General features: G+C 39.5%; 16 protein-coding genes. 11 read left to right on the top strand and 5 right to left on the bottom strand.

All coding sequences use genetic code 11. The features are described from left to right. Positions 1–927 precede the first annotated feature (927 nt). Entirely contained in the window at positions 928–1,446 is a 519-nt protein-coding gene (locus tag RTV33_RS08075; protein ID WP_312643277.1) for a methyltransferase, read from the top strand. 174 nt (positions 1,447–1,620) lie between these two features. Next, positions 1,621–2,106: a hypothetical protein gene (locus RTV33_RS08070; RefSeq protein ID WP_312643275.1), complete on the top strand. Its 486-nt coding sequence runs from the start codon at positions 1,621–1,623 to the stop codon at positions 2,104–2,106. 488 nt (positions 2,107–2,594) lie between these two features. On the opposite strand, the gene RTV33_RS08065 is transcribed toward RTV33_RS08070, so the two are convergent. Further along, entirely contained in the window at positions 2,595–3,086 is a 492-nt protein-coding gene (locus RTV33_RS08065) for a cupin domain-containing protein (RefSeq protein WP_312643274.1), read from the bottom strand. Positions 3,087–3,359: 273 nt separating this feature from the next. Between RTV33_RS08065 and RTV33_RS08060 the strand changes: the two genes are divergently transcribed. Both RTV33_RS08060 and RTV33_RS08055 read left to right on the top strand, forming a co-directional pair. Beyond that, positions 3,360–4,169, top strand: coding sequence for an MBL fold metallo-hydrolase (locus RTV33_RS08060; RefSeq protein ID WP_312643273.1), 810 nt, complete (start codon positions 3,360–3,362; stop codon positions 4,167–4,169). A gap of 322 nt (positions 4,170–4,491) precedes the next feature. Further along, positions 4,492–5,502, top strand: coding sequence for a GGDEF domain-containing protein (locus tag RTV33_RS08055; protein ID WP_312643272.1), 1,011 nt, complete (start codon positions 4,492–4,494; stop codon positions 5,500–5,502). Between the two features lie 248 nt (positions 5,503–5,750). Here the strand turns inward: RTV33_RS08055 and RTV33_RS08050 are convergent, their stop codons facing one another. Next, positions 5,751–6,131 (bottom strand): DUF11 domain-containing protein, encoded by a 381-nt coding sequence (locus tag RTV33_RS08050; RefSeq protein WP_312643271.1) that lies wholly within the window; start codon positions 6,129–6,131, stop codon positions 5,751–5,753. 679 nt (positions 6,132–6,810) lie between these two features. Between RTV33_RS08050 and RTV33_RS08045 the strand changes: the two genes are divergently transcribed. The 5 genes from RTV33_RS08045 (at position 6,811) to RTV33_RS08025 (ending at position 11,790) form a co-directional block, all read left to right on the top strand. Further along, positions 6,811–7,410, top strand: a complete 600-nt coding sequence (locus RTV33_RS08045; protein ID WP_312643270.1) for a TetR/AcrR family transcriptional regulator — start codon at positions 6,811–6,813, stop codon at positions 7,408–7,410. Positions 7,411–7,610: 200 nt separating this feature from the next. Next, a complete protein-coding gene (locus tag RTV33_RS08040) occupies positions 7,611–8,882 on the top strand; it encodes a sensor domain-containing diguanylate cyclase (protein ID WP_312643269.1) in 1,272 nt (423 codons plus the stop codon). A gap of 110 nt (positions 8,883–8,992) precedes the next feature. Next, on the top strand, positions 8,993–9,208 hold the full coding sequence (locus RTV33_RS08035; protein ID WP_312643268.1) for a cation transporter: 216 nt from the start codon (positions 8,993–8,995) through the stop codon (positions 9,206–9,208). 18 nt (positions 9,209–9,226) lie between these two features. Then, positions 9,227–11,077: a cation-translocating P-type ATPase gene (locus RTV33_RS08030; protein ID WP_312643266.1), complete on the top strand. Its 1,851-nt coding sequence runs from the start codon at positions 9,227–9,229 to the stop codon at positions 11,075–11,077. Between the two features lie 26 nt (positions 11,078–11,103). Then, a complete protein-coding gene (locus RTV33_RS08025; RefSeq protein WP_312643264.1) occupies positions 11,104–11,790 on the top strand; it encodes a Crp/Fnr family transcriptional regulator in 687 nt (228 codons plus the stop codon). Positions 11,791–12,059: 269 nt separating this feature from the next. Here the strand turns inward: RTV33_RS08025 and RTV33_RS08020 are convergent, their stop codons facing one another. Beyond that, positions 12,060–12,473 carry a hypothetical protein gene (locus RTV33_RS08020; protein ID WP_312643262.1) on the bottom strand — a complete coding sequence of 138 codons (414 nt, stop codon included), beginning with the start codon at positions 12,471–12,473 and terminating at the stop codon, positions 12,060–12,062. A gap of 230 nt (positions 12,474–12,703) precedes the next feature. Then, complete coding sequence (locus RTV33_RS08015; protein ID WP_312643260.1) at positions 12,704–12,892, bottom strand: hypothetical protein; 189 nt, start codon at positions 12,890–12,892, stop codon at positions 12,704–12,706. A 384-nt stretch (positions 12,893–13,276) separates the two neighbouring features. Here RTV33_RS08015 and RTV33_RS08010 point away from each other — a divergent pair, with 384 nt between their 5' ends. After that, on the top strand, positions 13,277–13,654 hold the full coding sequence (locus RTV33_RS08010) for a metalloregulator ArsR/SmtB family transcription factor (protein ID WP_312643258.1): 378 nt from the start codon (positions 13,277–13,279) through the stop codon (positions 13,652–13,654). A gap of 62 nt (positions 13,655–13,716) precedes the next feature. Next, the gene (locus RTV33_RS08005; protein ID WP_312643256.1) at positions 13,717–14,376 is read left to right on the top strand and encodes a nitroreductase family protein; all 660 of its coding nucleotides are present in this window, start codon (positions 13,717–13,719) and stop codon (positions 14,374–14,376) included. A gap of 218 nt (positions 14,377–14,594) precedes the next feature. Here RTV33_RS08005 and RTV33_RS08000 read toward each other — a convergent pair whose 3' ends face one another. Then, positions 14,595–15,455, bottom strand: a complete 861-nt coding sequence (locus RTV33_RS08000) for an SDR family oxidoreductase (RefSeq protein ID WP_312643253.1) — start codon at positions 15,453–15,455, stop codon at positions 14,595–14,597. Between the last annotated feature and the right edge of the window lie 202 nt (positions 15,456–15,657).

The following is a 15,657-nucleotide window of genomic DNA, read 5'->3' as shown; positions in this document are numbered from 1 at the left end:
CGTCAAAAGCAAGCGACAATGTTCCGCAAGCGTTAGGCATAAGCGTATATTGTGCTGTAAATGTATCATTCGATGGAAATACGATGTTGTAATATTGAATATATTTTCTCAGCCCCACATGTGAGGGAAACATATTGAATTGCTTGTTATCTTTTATAATCAAATTGTTCCCCCTTATTTTTCAAAGAAAGATTTTCATTATGCGTATCCGCCTAATGCGAATTAATCAAATACGAATTCGTTTCCAGAGCAGAGAGTTAAATTTCCCCACTACCGTTTCAAAAAAGTTATACTCGGCAAATAGATAAAATAAGTTTACCATAGTAAAGTCTAAGTTTCAATTAATAAATATAAACAATAGGAAGGAGTCTAGTATTATTCAGGTGAATGTGCACCTCCAATGATACCGACTACACAGCAGTCACTGATAGCTTGCGGTTCCATTGGATTACGATGTTTTTTACGAGGTCTATCTCCACTGCTACTCACGAACTGAGAAAGACTCATCTTCAAGATCTGGTGAAATGGTATAGCTCATTGCAAAACAGTGGGATGGAAAATCGTAATCATCACTAAATCTATTGGTTGTGAACGGAATATTACTTGCAGTATTACAATATTACATTTTGAAAGAAATAGGAATTGACAATGAAAAAATCAAAAACCGCGTAAATTAACAATTGGGCGCGGTGGAACATTCATACAACATGATTAAATAATGGATAAATTTATATCGTTGACACCATAAGTAGCAACCCTTTACGAAAGAACACAGCAACGTCACCGTGTTCGGATATGACACAATTACGTCCACCACTAAAAAGTCATGTATGGGATTTGAACTCATACATGACTTTTTGTTTTTTTCGTGATAAGCTGAAACAAGGATTATTTATATAATTGGTAAGTTAGGTACGAGGAGATAAAATGAACGGATTTCTTTTGCTAATTCCATTTGTACTGATAAGATTTGGACTTTTAAGCATATTAAACAAGGAAGGGTTAAAACGTGCGGCTTTTTTCGCTCCGCTGATTGGAAAAGAAAAAGCAGCATACTGGTTTTATCAGATTTCAAACATCCTGATTTTTGTATATTTATTCTTCCTTAAGATTACGACTGCTCCATATTGGTTTTATGCGGGTTTAGCGATATATGGATTAGGAGTGTTGCTGTGTCTTGTGTCCGTATCTGATTTTGCAAAACCTGCGGAGAATGGCATCAATCTCAAAGGATTATACCGGATTTCCCGTAACCCCATGTATCTGGCATATTTTATTTATTTTTTTGGCTGTGTACTGCTTACCCAGTCGTTGCTGTTACTAGCGATGCTGATAGTTTTTCAAATATCAGCGCATTGGATTATTCTGTCTGAAGAAAGATGGTGCATAAAGAAATTTGGGGGAGAGTACAAAAATTATATGAATAAAGTACGGCGTTATATTTAGGGGCCCATCAGTACAATCTTAAATGAGCACAGTAGGCAAATTCGAAGGAAAACGTGAACTGCCCATTATGTTTATTAAGCTAATGAAATACAAAAGAAAGAAACAGACAAAGTTAAATTTGTCGAGCAGTTTTTAAACGGGAATTATTTATATAATATGAAGGAGGAATATTTAATGGAAAACAGTATTTATAGTGAAATCAGGACAGTTACACTGGAAAGATTCAAGGTAGCGAGATATGTTGTTATAAGCCCTTCTCCTGAAGAAATTGTTATATCCTATATGGATAATTGGGCGAAAAAGAGTGGATTACTTGATTGCACAACATACAAAAAGAGAAGAATTGGTTGGGATTTCCCATTTGTTACAGAGGAGCAGCAACAAAAATTTGGGTTGCGAGGATATGTTTGTGCATATGTAATCCCGGAAGATTTTACCCCTAAGTGTGAGGGAACAGAACTTGCATATATTAACACCGACACATATGCAACAATAACCATAACCGACCCACATAGTGATTCTTTTAATAATATTCCGAAAGCATACCATACGCTTTTCGAATTTGCTAAAACATCATCTTGGGAAAATAGGCTTGCCTTTGAGGAAGAATATGATGTAGACGGTATTCATTATATGGATATATATGTTCCAATGAACTAAGCTTCCTGTTATGAGCATAACCTATGGTGCATAATAGTTCAAATCCCAATTAGAAAGTCACATGATATCTTAATACGGCGGAGCTCGCACTATTATCCGAACAGCCCAAAGGTAGGCTGAAATCGCTTACTGATGCGGTTGATTCGGATTTCTCTTTGCTCAATAATCTCTCTAAATTGACGATGATTTCAAGCTTTTCATTGCATTAAACGGTCTTTTTCACAAAAAATTGAATAGCTTCTTGGCTTCTTGTTGAGTTTCTTCAGGTAATTTTGAGAGGTTTTTGAAGCGCTTTAAGCCGCTCATTTAGGACGCTACCGCGTCAGCTTTGGGCGGGGTGGCAGAGTGCCAATGCTGTAAGGAGCTATAGGGGCAGCTGGATGTGGCAAAGGGTATAATTAGGGGCATAGCTGGGCTGGTACAAAAATACGAATGGATAAAGGAAAAGCCGGGGACGTTTATTCGTCCTCGGCTTTTTATTTTGAATATTATTCAGCAGCCTGCGCAATTTCTTTTGTTTCATGAATTGTACCGTGAGGATGTTCGGGTGGAGCATAAATAGTATATAATTTAAGCGGTCTATTGCCCGTATTTATTATATTATGCCATTTCCCGGCAGGTATCATAATTGCATAACCATCATAGACTTTTTTTTGAAAATCTAAATGGTGTTCACTGTCCCCAATTTTAACAAAACCTTGACCGTCTTCAATGCGTAAGAATTGGTCAACCGTGGGATGAACTTCTAAACCTATGTCCTGTCCAACATTGATGCTCATTAATGTAAGTTGTAAGTTGCCGCCTGTCCATAAAGTTGTACGAAAGTTATTATTTCGTTTAGTAACCTTATCGATATTAACTGCAAACGGCTCTGGCCCGTAATCATTAAATTTGATAAGCTGTTCTGGAAACTTGGAATTCTTTGAAGTTTGAATATAGCTATGGCATGGGCTTCGCCTACAATGATGCATATTGCTCATTCCTTTCCTAATCTTATAAAATATCATATTCGTTATGGCGTAAAAATGTTTCCCTTTTTAGCCGAAGAAAATAAAAAACTGAGTTGGAGAAATAGGCGGAGCTTAACGGCTCCGCTTTTTTGCTATTTACTTCGATATTTAGATAGGGTATAGTTTTATTAGGTTAAGTGAAGTAAAGGTAATACAATGGGGAGTAATTCTCTAATACGTCAGCCATCTTTCTATTCTTCACACATATTCTTAATTTTTGCTGATATATTGAGGAGGGATGCTATGAAACTAACGGTTTTAGTGGATAACAATACTTATATAGACCAGTATTATCTAGGCGAGCCAGCTGTTAGCTACTATATTGAGGATGGTAATGAAAAAATACTATTTGATGTAGGCTATTCAGACTTGTTTATTCGGAATGCTCAAGCGCTTCATATAGATTTCAACACGCTTTCTAAAATTGTGATTTCTCACGGCCATAATGATCATACAGGTGGCCTCAAATATCTTGGAAATCAATATGATCTATCTCAGGTTGAACTCATTGCCCATCCCGATGCATTTAGAGAAAAAGTATTTGGTGAAGAATATATTGGATCTAATTTATGCGAAGAGGAAATAAGTTCATTAGGCAATTTGCTTTTATCAAAAGCACCGATATCGATCAGTGAAAAAATTGTTTTTCTGGGGGAGATCCCAACTGTTCATGCTTTTGAAACACGGGAAGCAATTGGCCAGCAAAAAGTCGGAGATGCTTTTATCAATGATTATGTGCTCGATGACTCAGCATTGGTTTATAATAGCAAGAATGGGCTTTTTATCATAACTGGATGTTCCCATAGTGGTATTTGCAACATAATTGAATATGCGAAAGAAGTATGCCACAATCATAATGTTTTGGGAGTAATCGGCGGTTTTCATCTATTTGATATAGACATGAAATCAAATAATACGATTCAATATTTAGTGGATAATGGAATCAAAGAATTATATCCTTGTCATTGTGTATCCTTTAAAGTTAAAGCAGAAATGAATCATTATATTCCAATACACGAAGTGGGCGTAGGTCTTACAATAAATTTAAAATAGCACAGTTAATTGTGTTATTTATTTAAACATGGTGACTCACATCTTTAACTGGGAGATTATGAGAATAATCTGTTAAAAATATGCTTGCATCCCCATAAGAAAAAGCGAGGCTTCGCCTTCGCTTTTTTCGTTGGGACTTTACCCAAAGTTATTTACTTAGATGCATAAATGAGATATATTTATATTGAGTTGTGGATTACTTATATTCTAAACCATGGGGGAAAGTAAATTGCATAATCCTATCCTTACGTTAATTACAAGTAGTATAATCAATATACTTATGCTCCTAATTCTATTATACCTAGTTCTAAAAAACACAGCTATGTCTGTCGAAAAAGCAAATACATATGTTACAGTGATTATTTTAACCGTTATTGTGATAATTGCCGAAATATCTACCAGTGTGTTGGATGTACTTGGGGAGGCATTTCGTATCCCGAACATAATTGCTAATATAGTCGGATTCTCACTTTCAACATGTATTCCTGTCCTGCTGGCCGTGATTTTTGATGAGAAACTATACGGAAAAATAAAGTACATCTGCATACCTATTGCATTGAATTTTGTGCTTTTAATTTCTTCTGCATGGACTGGATGGGTTTTTTTTGTTTCAATGCATAATCAATATACGAGAGGACCGCTTTTTGGTGTTTATATCATAACATACCTCTTTGGCATACTTTTATTGATGATTTCCAACCATCACCAATCTTTGCAATTTCAAGATACCGAACGTGCCTTTTTAGTGATGTTGTATGCCATTATTTTCATCGGAACAACCGTTCAAATCTTATTTCCTTTTATACACTCTACCTGGCATTGTGTTACCCTGGTTCTTGTTATGTACTATCTTTTTCAGCGTGAATCGCAATTTAAATATGATATCGTCACTGGGCTGTTAAATCGACAGTCGTTTGAGAACAGGCTGGAAAAACTAAGGGAAACAGATCATGCGGTTATCATTTTGTTTGATTTAGATGAGTTTAAAAAAATAAATGATACATACGGTCATGCCAAGGGAGACTATTGTCTTAAAACAGCGGCAGGGATTATTAAAAACAGTTTTAAGGAAAAAGGGTGGTGCTATCGTATAGGTGGAGATGAATTTTGCGTTCTTGCCCCAAATATTTGCGAAGATGCCATACATGAAAGCATTGAAATTATGCTGCAATCTTTAAAAAAAGCAAGGGAAGCAGATCCTATGATACCCAATATTTCATATGGGTATAGCATTTATAGTAAGAGTGAACAGAGGGATATTTTACTATTATTCCAAGAAGCCGATGAGAAAATGTATACCTGTAAAAAGAACAGAAAAGTGAACTACCTATAATGCGTATAATCTCTACCTTTAAATTGAATAACGAGCAATATACCTCGTAGGCATATTGCTCGTTTAATTCATACTACTCAATGTTAATACAACGAATAATATACGATTCAGTCTTGTTGCTGTAGATAAATTTTCCCTGGAACATAACATGAGAGCTATTGATCAAGGGAAATAACCAAATTATAGATCGGCAAAAAGGATAAACGCACTTCCAGCAAAACCGGCACTGATTGTTTATTTTAATACGGTTAAATAATCCCTCCGACGGCTTCAGCTTGAAACTGTATATTAGCGGCTCCAAGTGGCGCTATTGTTGGAATGGTGTAGGTTAAGGTGTTGGCTGTGATGGTAGGAGTCTCTGCAACATCGTTTACTTTAAATGAATTACTTACATAGGTGCTACCGGCAGGCAAAACATCAGTAAATGGCAGACTGTTTATTGCACTAAGCCCAAGATTGGTAATAGTCACCGTATAGGTCAGGGTATCGCCGATACCGGCAGTTAACTTATCTACGCTTTTTTCAATGGTGGGCGCAAGCAATAGAATAGTATCAGCAGCATTGCTGTTGATCGTACTTCCGTCATAAATTACGCTTGCTATATTTTCCAGTTTATTTATAATAGCCATAATTTTAACCTCCAAATAAGAAATTCATGTTTTTGCCCATTTATAGAATATGCTATACATCAATAAACGTATCTTGTCCAGTATTAAAAAAGAAAAAATTCGACAAAGCGGTTATAACATACATGTGAGAATAAATCAGATGAAAAGGTGTTATAGGGAATATCCTCCATGCACAGTAAATGCACGAAGTCCGTTCATAAGGATATCGGTTTTGAGATGTCATTTGCTGTTTTTAGGTGTATCAGTGTATTTGAACTTACACAATGGCCATTTTTGTATTTAAGAATTGCAGTGAAAAAGTTTTTAAACTAATTACAGCTAAATAGGTAAACAGTAAAAAAGCCGGAGAACGAGGATAATTTCCTCAGATCTTCGGTTCTTTTTTGTTTGCAGGAAAACATGAAAATGCTTGTAAAATACAAACGGAACAAACAATTTGCTTGTTGCGATTCAGCCTCATTGCTATCTCTGGGCAGACCATCGCTACAATCTAAAACTTACGACGAATTTATAAGTTGCGGTAATTGTTGATATGCCCGGTTATTTGTCAAATTGTTTAAATGTTATTGATTTTTTGATTATTTTATTATACACTTAAAACATGCTTAACGATCGTTAAAACAGACTTTAATTTTTTTAACTTTCGATAATAATTGCACGTGAGGAGATAAGGGATAAAGTGGAGTTTCTTGATAAAAAAGATTATATACAGCGGATTGCATTTAAACTGTTTTTAAATATTGGTTACGATGCAACAAGCATTCGGAAAATATGCAAAGAGGCAGAGATAGATCCCCCTACCTTGTATAACTTTTTTGGCTCGAAAAAAGGCTTATTCCTTGCAGTAACGGAAGCATTGCTTGCTCAGCTTGTACAGGAGACCAAATCAAATCATAATCTTTTAAGCTCATTGCCTCCTGAAATGCAGCTGTACTCGATTTTTAGTATGAATATAAACTTTGCTGTTACACACTTTGAAGAAACAAAGTTTTTCTTTCGGTACTCCCTTTTCTGTCCCAAGGAGCTGCAGGATGAGGTGGCAGTGTTCCTAAAGAGCACCCATGAGGCAAAGTGCAGGGCTGTCAATCATATTCTTCATGAGTGTATGCAGAAAAAGATTATTGGAATTGACTTTGAACAAGCCGCTTCATACTATTGGAAATTTGTAAACAACCATACTTTTAATGTTGTATTTGAAAACTGGCAGCCTTCAAAAGAAGAATTGTTGGAATTATGGAAAATGTTTTTTAAATGTAGATTAAAAGGTGCGCAAGATTAGAGTGATAAAGATTGCAGAGACTAACGGCCTGTGAATACTGTAATCGGTACAATTGAAGACGATATCGAGCTATTTATGGCAGAATATCTGAGCGTTGTCCGCCGATCAGTTGGTAACAAATCGGCGGACTTTTTTTACAAGCCAGCTCCAAAGCGAATAGCGATGGGGTATGAGTATCTTTCGAGAAGGACTGAGGTTAAATGCTAGAAAAAACAAATAAATTTTTTTGCTATGAAAATATTTACGATGCAATGCTGGAAGGCTATGCGCTGTTTGCTATACTCAGGGATGAAAATAATCAGCCTTGTGATTATCAATTTCTTGAAGTGAACAAGCAGTTTGAAGTTTTAACCGGTATATTGCGTTCAGAAACAATCGAAAAAACACTCAAGCAGGTGCTAAATGTTTCGGATGAGAATTGGGTAAATATCCACAATAGCTTGCAAAAGGAAGAAGGTATCGTCCAGTTTGAATACTGTTTTGAGATTAGCAACAGATACTTTCAAGTCAGCGCATTCCACCCTTCCAATGAAACCGTCATTACCCTGTTTTTGGAGACAACAGCCCAAAAGAAGACGGAAGAAGCGCTTAAAATACATAGGATTCTTTTTGAAAACGCACAGGATATTATTCTATATATCAATCTGGAAGGGCAAATCGTTGATTCCAATCAGCGTGCCCAGGAGAAATATGGATACACGAAAGAGCAGCTTCTGTCAAAAAAAATACAGGATATCCGCCATCCCTCAATGATTGCTGATTATAAGGAACAAATGCAGCAGGCTGAGATAAAGGGGATTGTATTTGAAGGTCTTCATGTGCGAAGCGATGGTTCGTCATTCCCCGTTGAGGTAAGCGCAAGGGGCGTAAATACGGAACAAGGCCCACTTCGCATTCACATTATTCGAGATATTACGAAGCGGAAGGAGCAGGAAGCAAAAATAACCTGGCTTGCCAGGTATGATGCCCTGACCAGTATACAGAACCGAGGCAGCTTAATCATGCAGTTGGAGCAGGAAATTCAGCGTTCTGTACGCAATGGGGCTCAATTTGCCGTGATGCTGTTTGATATTGATCGATTTAAATACATTAACGACCATTATGGACACGAAGCGGGAGATGTTGTGCTACGCCATGTAGCCACGAAGGTACAGAAGGTACTCAGAGCCACAGATCAAATCGGCAGGCTTGGCGGTGATGAATTTGTAGTGCTGCAGACAGATGTAAAGGAACTTGACGACGCTATTCAATTGGTAAAGAGAATTCATACAGCGGCAGCGGAGCCAATTACCTATAACGGAACGCCGATTAGCGTAAGCATCAGCGCTGGAATAAGTCAGTTTCCCGGAGATGCCAAAGATACCGATAGCCTTTTGTTCCGCGCGGACAAGGCAATGTATGTGGCAAAAAACAGTGGCGGTGGTGGTTACTCCTTTTTCACTCTTGGCGGTATATCGTTCATAGGGAACTGATTGCGCTAATCGGATGTATGCTGAAATATTTTCTTTTTTGACCTACGTCAAAGAATTGAAAAGAAAAACCCAGTATACTGAAGATACAAATTAAAAAGGAGGCTATCCCTATGACAAACAAAACATACCAATTAGAAACAGTGTCCTGTCCGAGTTGCATTGTAAAAATCGAAGGAATGCTAAAAAAAACAGCAGGCATCACATCTTCTGAGGTATTGTTCAACACCTCAAGGGTAAAGGTTTCTTTTGATGAGGCAGTGGTTTCTTCAGAGGAAATCAAGAGCAAAATTGATAAGCTGGGCTACAAGATTTTAGGCGAGAAGTAATGAAAGGGGGTGCTGCAAATGCTGAAGCTGACAAAAAGAAACATTGTTTTTATATCGGGTGTCCTTGCGGCCGTGTCTTTTTTGCTGAAAGAGTGGATTGGATATGCGATCATCACCATTCTCTTTATGTTGGCCACAACAGCAATTGCGGGTACCCCTATCTTTAAAAAAGCGATTGGGGCTTTGCGATACCGCATTGTGGGAATTGACGCACTGGTCACCATTGCAGTGATTGGGGCAATTATCATCGGTGAATACTGGGAAGCCGCGGCAGTCACGTTTTTATTTATGTTGGGTGATTACCTGGAGTCCAGAACCATTGAAAAAACCAGATCCTCCATCAAGTCGCTGCTTGACCTTGCACCCGATAAAGCAAGAGTAAAAAGAAACGGCATTGAAATGGAAATTGCACCCGAAGAAGTCGTGCAGGGAGATTTGGTTGTGGTGAAGCCGGGAGAAAAAATCTCGGTTGACGGTACGGTGATTGAAGGCAGCGCCTATGTCAATCAGGCGGCGATTACAGGCGAGTCTATTCCGGTCAATCACGGGATTGACGAAACGGTTTTTTCGGGTACCATCATCGAATCAGGGTATTTGATGATACGTGCGGACAAGGTCGGCGACGACACAACCTTTGCAAGAATATTGCAGATGGTTGAGGAAGCACAAGACAAAAAAGCAAAAACACAAAAGTTTCTGGAGCAATTTTCGCGCTACTATACGCCGGCAATCATCCTGTTTTCTATTATAATGTATTTGATTACAAAGGACATCGTGCTGGCATTGACGCTTTTGGTTATTGCATGCCCCGGTGCACTGGTGATCTCCACCCCTGTTTCTATCGTTGCCGGCATCGGAAACGGCGCAAAGCATGGCGTGCTCGTGAAGGGCGGAGAAATCATGGAGAAGCTTGGAACAGTTAAGGTTGTGGCTTTTGATAAAACCGGCACCTTGACCATTGGCAAGCCGAGCGTGACAAAGATAAAAGCCTATGGTATCGAAGAGGATGAGCTGCTTCGGATTGCGGCTGTTGGAGAATCCTATTCCGAGCATCCGCTGGGGAAAGCGATTATTGCGAAAGCAACAGAAAAACTCGGCGATATCAATCAAATGCCCGAAAATGCCGAGATCATCACAGGCCAGGGATTAAAATTCAACCTTGACAACAAAGAATATTATATTGGCAACAGAAAATTGTTCGAAAACAATGGAATTACCTTTCAAGAAAAAGAAGATTACCTGCAACGCGAGGAAACAAAGGGGCAAACGGCTATTCTTGTTGGAAGTCGAGATTGCATCTATGGCATCATATCCGTATCAGATATTGTGCGGGAGGACGCGGGCGCTTTGGTTTCAGCCCTCCGAACACAGGGCATCAAGCAGGTTGTTATGCTAACCGGTGATAACCAAAGGGCCGCAAAGACAATTGCTGAGCAAACTGGGCTCGACGATTATTTCAGCGAATTGCTTCCTGAGGATAAGGTGAAAGTTTTAAGCCAGCTTCAGGAGAAATACGGAAGAGTCGCCATGGTAGGGGACGGGGTAAACGATGCTCCTGCATTGGCATCGGCAGACTTGGGAATTGCCATTGGAGGAGTCGGCAGTGATGTTGCGATGGAAACCGCTGATATTGTGCTGATGTCGGAGGAGATCAAAAAGCTTTCTTATGCGATTGGGTTAAGCCGGGCAACCGTGCGCAACATGAAGCAGAACATAAGTTTTGCTTTGTTGGTGGCAGCATTTCTGCTTGCAGGCGTGCTTTTCAAAACGGTGAATTTATCCCTTGGCATGCTGGTACACGAACTGTCTGTGCTGCTGGTCATCATCAATGCGGTTCGCCTGCTGCGATATGGAAAATCTAAAAAATAAGGGTCTGTCATAAGGGGGTGTGCTGCATGGGAAGCTGCCAGCACCATGAAAACCATTCAAGCTGCATCGAAAGCGTACCGATATTCAGTAGCCTGTCACAGGACGAGATGTTGGAAATTGCTCATATTACCGAGGCCGTAAGCTACAAAAAGGGAGATATGGTATATACGCCCGGTAATATCGGCGGCAAACTATATGTCCTGCATACCGGTCAGGTGAAAATATCAAGGCTCAGCGCAAGCGGCAAGGAGCAGGTCATTCGGGTGCTCGGCCCCGGTGACTTTATGGGGGAGCTTTCTCTGTTCAGTTCTCTTCCCCTAACCGACAACGCCGAGGTGCTAAAAGCTACTACAATGTGCGTGATTAAGGGTGAAAGGCTCAAAGAATTAATGGTAAAATACCCATTCATTGCCTTTAAGGTTATGGATGAACTGAGTAAGCGCCTTGAAAAAGTAGAAAATTTGATAGAAATTATCAGCCTCAATTCCGTGGAACAGCGGCTGGCGCAGGCGCTGCTTGAATTGTCCGAAGGCAAGGATGAAATTCTGCTCACCATTACCAAAGGCGACTTGGCCTCCCAAATGGGTATGAGCCAGGAAACCTTGAGCCGAAAATTAACCGCTTTTCAGGAAGAAGGCCTGATTGAACTGAAGGGCCACAGGCGAATCACTTTATTAAATCGGGCGGAATTGGAAGCAATTATTGAACCGTAATGGAGGGGCACGATAAAAAAGGCAGTGAAAAACAATGTTTACTGAGTTGGCAAAATTGCTTCGGAGTGACACACCAAACACTTACGTATTGTTGGTAGATACAGCACAGAAAGCTTTTTTCGCTCTGCCGACACAGCCGGTGATTGTCTGTATAATAAAAAAGGTGAACGTCTATTGCACTCTGTCAATAGACGTTCACCTTTTTTAGATGGTTAGCTACCGTTAAAAATAGCAGAGGATTTGCCTCTGCTACTAAATTAATATTGGTTCTATGTCTTTTTTATAAAGTGCAGTCCGCATTTGGGGCAAGTAATCTCTATCTTTCCTTTTCCTTTTGGAACACGAAGCTTTTGCTTGCAAGAAGAGCATTTGTAAAAGCGATAGTACTTTCTGCTTACAAATTTTTGTTTAATCTTTTTAAACCAATTTATAAACTGACTTCTTAAACTGAGATAAGCACTATTTTCAGCTGATCTTTTGGCAATATTACGAGAGCAAATCCGATAAAAGGCTACAGCGAAAAACAGCAAGCCTAGCCAATAAACAATGTGAGATCTGAACAAGGAACCTAATATCATAAGCGATAGCGCCAGTATATTTAAATCTCGAGATAAAAAGTCGGTGCCATTTCTCCCATACATCCATTGTTGAAGCCGATAGCGCATTTGTGTTAAGAAACCCACGGTAAATCTCTCCCATATTGTAATGTTAATGATTAGGATACAAAGAAATTATTAACTGAACACAGACGACATGTAAAGAATACAAGAATAAAAGAGTAGGAGTGTGAACAGCAATGAAATATTTTAGAAAACGCAGCCAAAATAGTAGATTTACAGTGCCAAAATGGCAAAAGGGGAATGGGAAGACAAATAAAATAGCCCCTGTAAGTACAAGAGCTATTTTATGGCAGCTAACATTCTAAGGCTCTAAGAGCTGGATACAAGGCTTCAAGTTTCTTAACGATGGGCTCAAGAATTCCGCGATTCAGCCCATTGATGGCAGAGGGTTGATTGTTTCTTAATGGTTCAACTTTTCTTAATTCATTTTTGAAATGTCTGTAGATAAAAATTATTTCGTCTGGAGTAAAGTCATTATTCAAAATATTCGCCTCTTTCTTCTAAAATTATATCATCAGAAATAGGCAAATTCAATAAGTGTAATAAAAAAACAGAAAAAATGTATATAGGAGTAAAAAAATGAGAAATGGGATTATTAACTCTTGTAACGATTGCTATATCATAGCAGAGGATGAGAAGCTCACAAGGATCGCCTGTGGGTAAAGGAACGCAAATATTACGGTGTATTTTCTATCGCTACTAGTTTTGCGCAAGGTGTTTCTTAACTGTGGTGCTCCGCCTTGTGTGAGTGATACGAGTCTCCGTTCTTGTTTTTATTCGTCTCGAATTTCTTTACCATTAAATATTTTTCGAAAAGTTATGATATAATAGTTTAAACATTTGAACCATAGAACGGAGGTGGGCATATGGATGAGTGTTCAATAGCACGATTGCATATAGCGAAAGAATTTGAAGAATGCCGCAAAGCAATCATTGCAATCGGAGACGAAACAAGACAAAGCATAATCATTACACTTCTTCAAAACGAAAGCGTAGGAATGCGTGTAGGAGAAATAACGAACAAAACCCATTTGTCTCGGCCTGCTGTATCGCATCATCTGCAAATACTCAAGGATGCAAAAATTATAGCGATGCGGCGAAAAGGAACGATGAACTATTACTATATGAACGCCAACGAAACCGAGTGGAATAAGCTTGCAAGGCTTGTTAACCATATAAATGAGGTTATTCAAAGGGCTTCTGCGGCAGATTATCCCAGCAGTCAATTAGGGTGCGAGGAATAAATAGCATCAAGCTCTCTCGCCACAGAAAAAAATTATTTAACAATAAGCGGAGGAATTAGTTTATGGATATTTTAACTGCAATTAAAAATCGTCATTCGGTAAGAAACTATATCGACAAGGCAATCGACAACGAAACTCTTGCCGCACTTAAGGCAGAAATCGATGCCTGCAACAAAGAAAGCGGATTTCACATTCAACTTGTTGCAAACGAGCCGAAAGCATTTGAGGGCATGATGGCGAATTACGGTAAATTCAGCGGAGTGCAGAATTACATTGCTCTTGTAGGCAGAAAAGATGCAGATTTTGATGAAAAGTCTGGCTATTACGGCGAACGCATTGCTCTAAAAGCTCAAATGCTCGGTCTGAATACCTGCTGGGTTGCAATGACTTTCAGCAAAGGCGCGGCAAAGAAAGCTGTTACAATCCACAGCGGCGAAAAGCTCGGCTGCGTTCTTGCACTTGGATATGGAAAGACGCAGGGTGTTGCCCATAAAAGCAAGCCTATGACAGATTTGTGTGAAACGAACGGAAATGTGCCCGAATGGTTCAAAAACGGAATGGAAGCGGCAATGCTTGCTCCGACCGCAACGAACCAGCAGAAGTTTATTTTCACGCTCTCTGGGGATACGGTGACGGCAAAAGCAACGGGCGGTTTTTATTCTAAGGTTGACCTTGGCATTGTGAAATACCATTTTGAAATTGGGTCTGGGAGAACACTCTAGTGTAGTGCTTTGATAAATAGTAAGATTATGAGCACAATTTCTACTTAAAACAAGTTGATGGAAAGCGGAGCCTAACGGCTCCGCTTTCGTATTGGTTTATACTATGATACAGCACATAATTTACTTTTTGAGGTGTGGAAATCATGAGCAAGTAAAATTCGAAAGCCTTCCATTAATGCAGTGACTAATCTTAAGGGCATACGATAATTGATATAACTCTAATTAATCACAGTGCCGCTGTTTACATGGAACACCTGTCCGGAAATATCAGAAGAATCCTCACAGGCTAAAAACACATAAATTGGTGCAAGTTCAAAGGGCTGTGCCGCTCGTTGCATCGGTGTGGTTGATCCAAAGGTTTGCACCTTTTCAGCAGAGAAGCTGGATACAATTAAGGGCGTCCAAACAGGGCCGGGTGCAACCGCGTTAACTCGGATTCCTTGTTTTACAAGGGATAAAGCCATAGAACGGGTAAAAGAAACAATTGCCCCCTTTGTAGCAGAGTAATCGATTAAGGTGGGGTTGCCTTCGAATGCTGTGATGGATGTGGTGTTGATAATAGCCGCCCCGAAGGATAAATGGGGCAGGGCTGCTTTGGTCATAAAAAAGTAAGAGAAAAAGTTGCTTTCAAAGGTATGCAAAAGTTGATCTTTTGTAATATCACTGATACTGTTCTGAGGATATTGTACAGCTGCATTATTAATGAGAATATCTAGGCGGCCAAGCTCCCGGACAACTTGTGCCACGGCATCAACTGCTGTTTGCTCATTTTTCAAGTCGCCCGCAATTCTTATGCATTTGCGTCCAAGATTTGTTACGGCTGCAACAGTCTGCTCCGCATCGCAGTTCTCGTTTAAATAAACAATTGCAACATCTGCCCCTTCTTTTGCAAATGCAACAGCGGTAGCGCGGCCAATACCACTGTCTCCTCCGGTAATAACGGCAACCTTGCCTTGTAGCTTTCCGGCAGCTTTGTAGTTTGGATTGTCGTATTGGGGTGCTGGGTTCATGTCCGATTCCTTACCGGGCTGCTGGTTTTGGTGTTGAGGGGGGAATACGTTCTTTTCTTGTGGCTGCATTAAAAAAACTCCTTACAAAATAAGATATAATTAGTATAGCCGCAAAAAGATTTATGATGTAAAGCAAGGAGTATCCAAAAGTGCAGTCATGCTCTCAGGCATTATCAGCAAGCGTTGGTGCGGTGGGCTTGCACGTACCGTGTTTTGCTGTGCCATAAAATCTACTGCTTTTTTCTAAACTATTTTCATTTTTTGTCGATAT

Source organism: Hydrogenoanaerobacterium sp. (genome assembly GCF_032017025.1).
GTDB lineage: Bacteria > Bacillota > Clostridia > Oscillospirales > Ruminococcaceae > Hydrogenoanaerobacterium.
The sequence above is the reverse complement of the archived record's forward strand: the minus strand, read 5'-3'. Positions and strand labels throughout refer to the sequence as shown.

Excerpts from the sequence above, each read along its gene's own strand:
- RTV33_RS08065 (WP_312643274.1), bottom strand. The coding sequence starts at position 3,086 with ATGAGCAATATGCATCATTGTAGGCGAAGCCCATGCCATAGCTATATT.
- RTV33_RS08000 (WP_312643253.1), bottom strand. The coding sequence starts at position 15,455 with ATGCAGCCACAAGAAAAGAACGTATTCCCCCCTCAACACCAAAACCAG.
- RTV33_RS08070 (WP_312643275.1), top strand. The coding sequence starts at position 1,621 with ATGGAAAACAGTATTTATAGTGAAATCAGGACAGTTACACTGGAAAGA.
- RTV33_RS08060 (WP_312643273.1), top strand. The coding sequence starts at position 3,360 with ATGAAACTAACGGTTTTAGTGGATAACAATACTTATATAGACCAGTAT.
- RTV33_RS08075 (WP_312643277.1), top strand. The coding sequence starts at position 928 with ATGAACGGATTTCTTTTGCTAATTCCATTTGTACTGATAAGATTTGGA.
- RTV33_RS08035 (WP_312643268.1), top strand. The coding sequence starts at position 8,993 with ATGACAAACAAAACATACCAATTAGAAACAGTGTCCTGTCCGAGTTGC.
- RTV33_RS08005 (WP_312643256.1), top strand. The coding sequence starts at position 13,717 with ATGGATATTTTAACTGCAATTAAAAATCGTCATTCGGTAAGAAACTAT.
- RTV33_RS08025 (WP_312643264.1), top strand. The coding sequence starts at position 11,104 with ATGGGAAGCTGCCAGCACCATGAAAACCATTCAAGCTGCATCGAAAGC.
- RTV33_RS08050 (WP_312643271.1), bottom strand. The coding sequence starts at position 6,131 with ATGGCTATTATAAATAAACTGGAAAATATAGCAAGCGTAATTTATGAC.
- RTV33_RS08010 (WP_312643258.1), top strand. The coding sequence starts at position 13,277 with ATGGATGAGTGTTCAATAGCACGATTGCATATAGCGAAAGAATTTGAA.
- RTV33_RS08055 (WP_312643272.1), top strand. The coding sequence starts at position 4,492 with ATGTCTGTCGAAAAAGCAAATACATATGTTACAGTGATTATTTTAACC.
- RTV33_RS08040 (WP_312643269.1), top strand. The coding sequence starts at position 7,611 with ATGCTAGAAAAAACAAATAAATTTTTTTGCTATGAAAATATTTACGAT.
- RTV33_RS08030 (WP_312643266.1), top strand. The coding sequence starts at position 9,227 with ATGCTGAAGCTGACAAAAAGAAACATTGTTTTTATATCGGGTGTCCTT.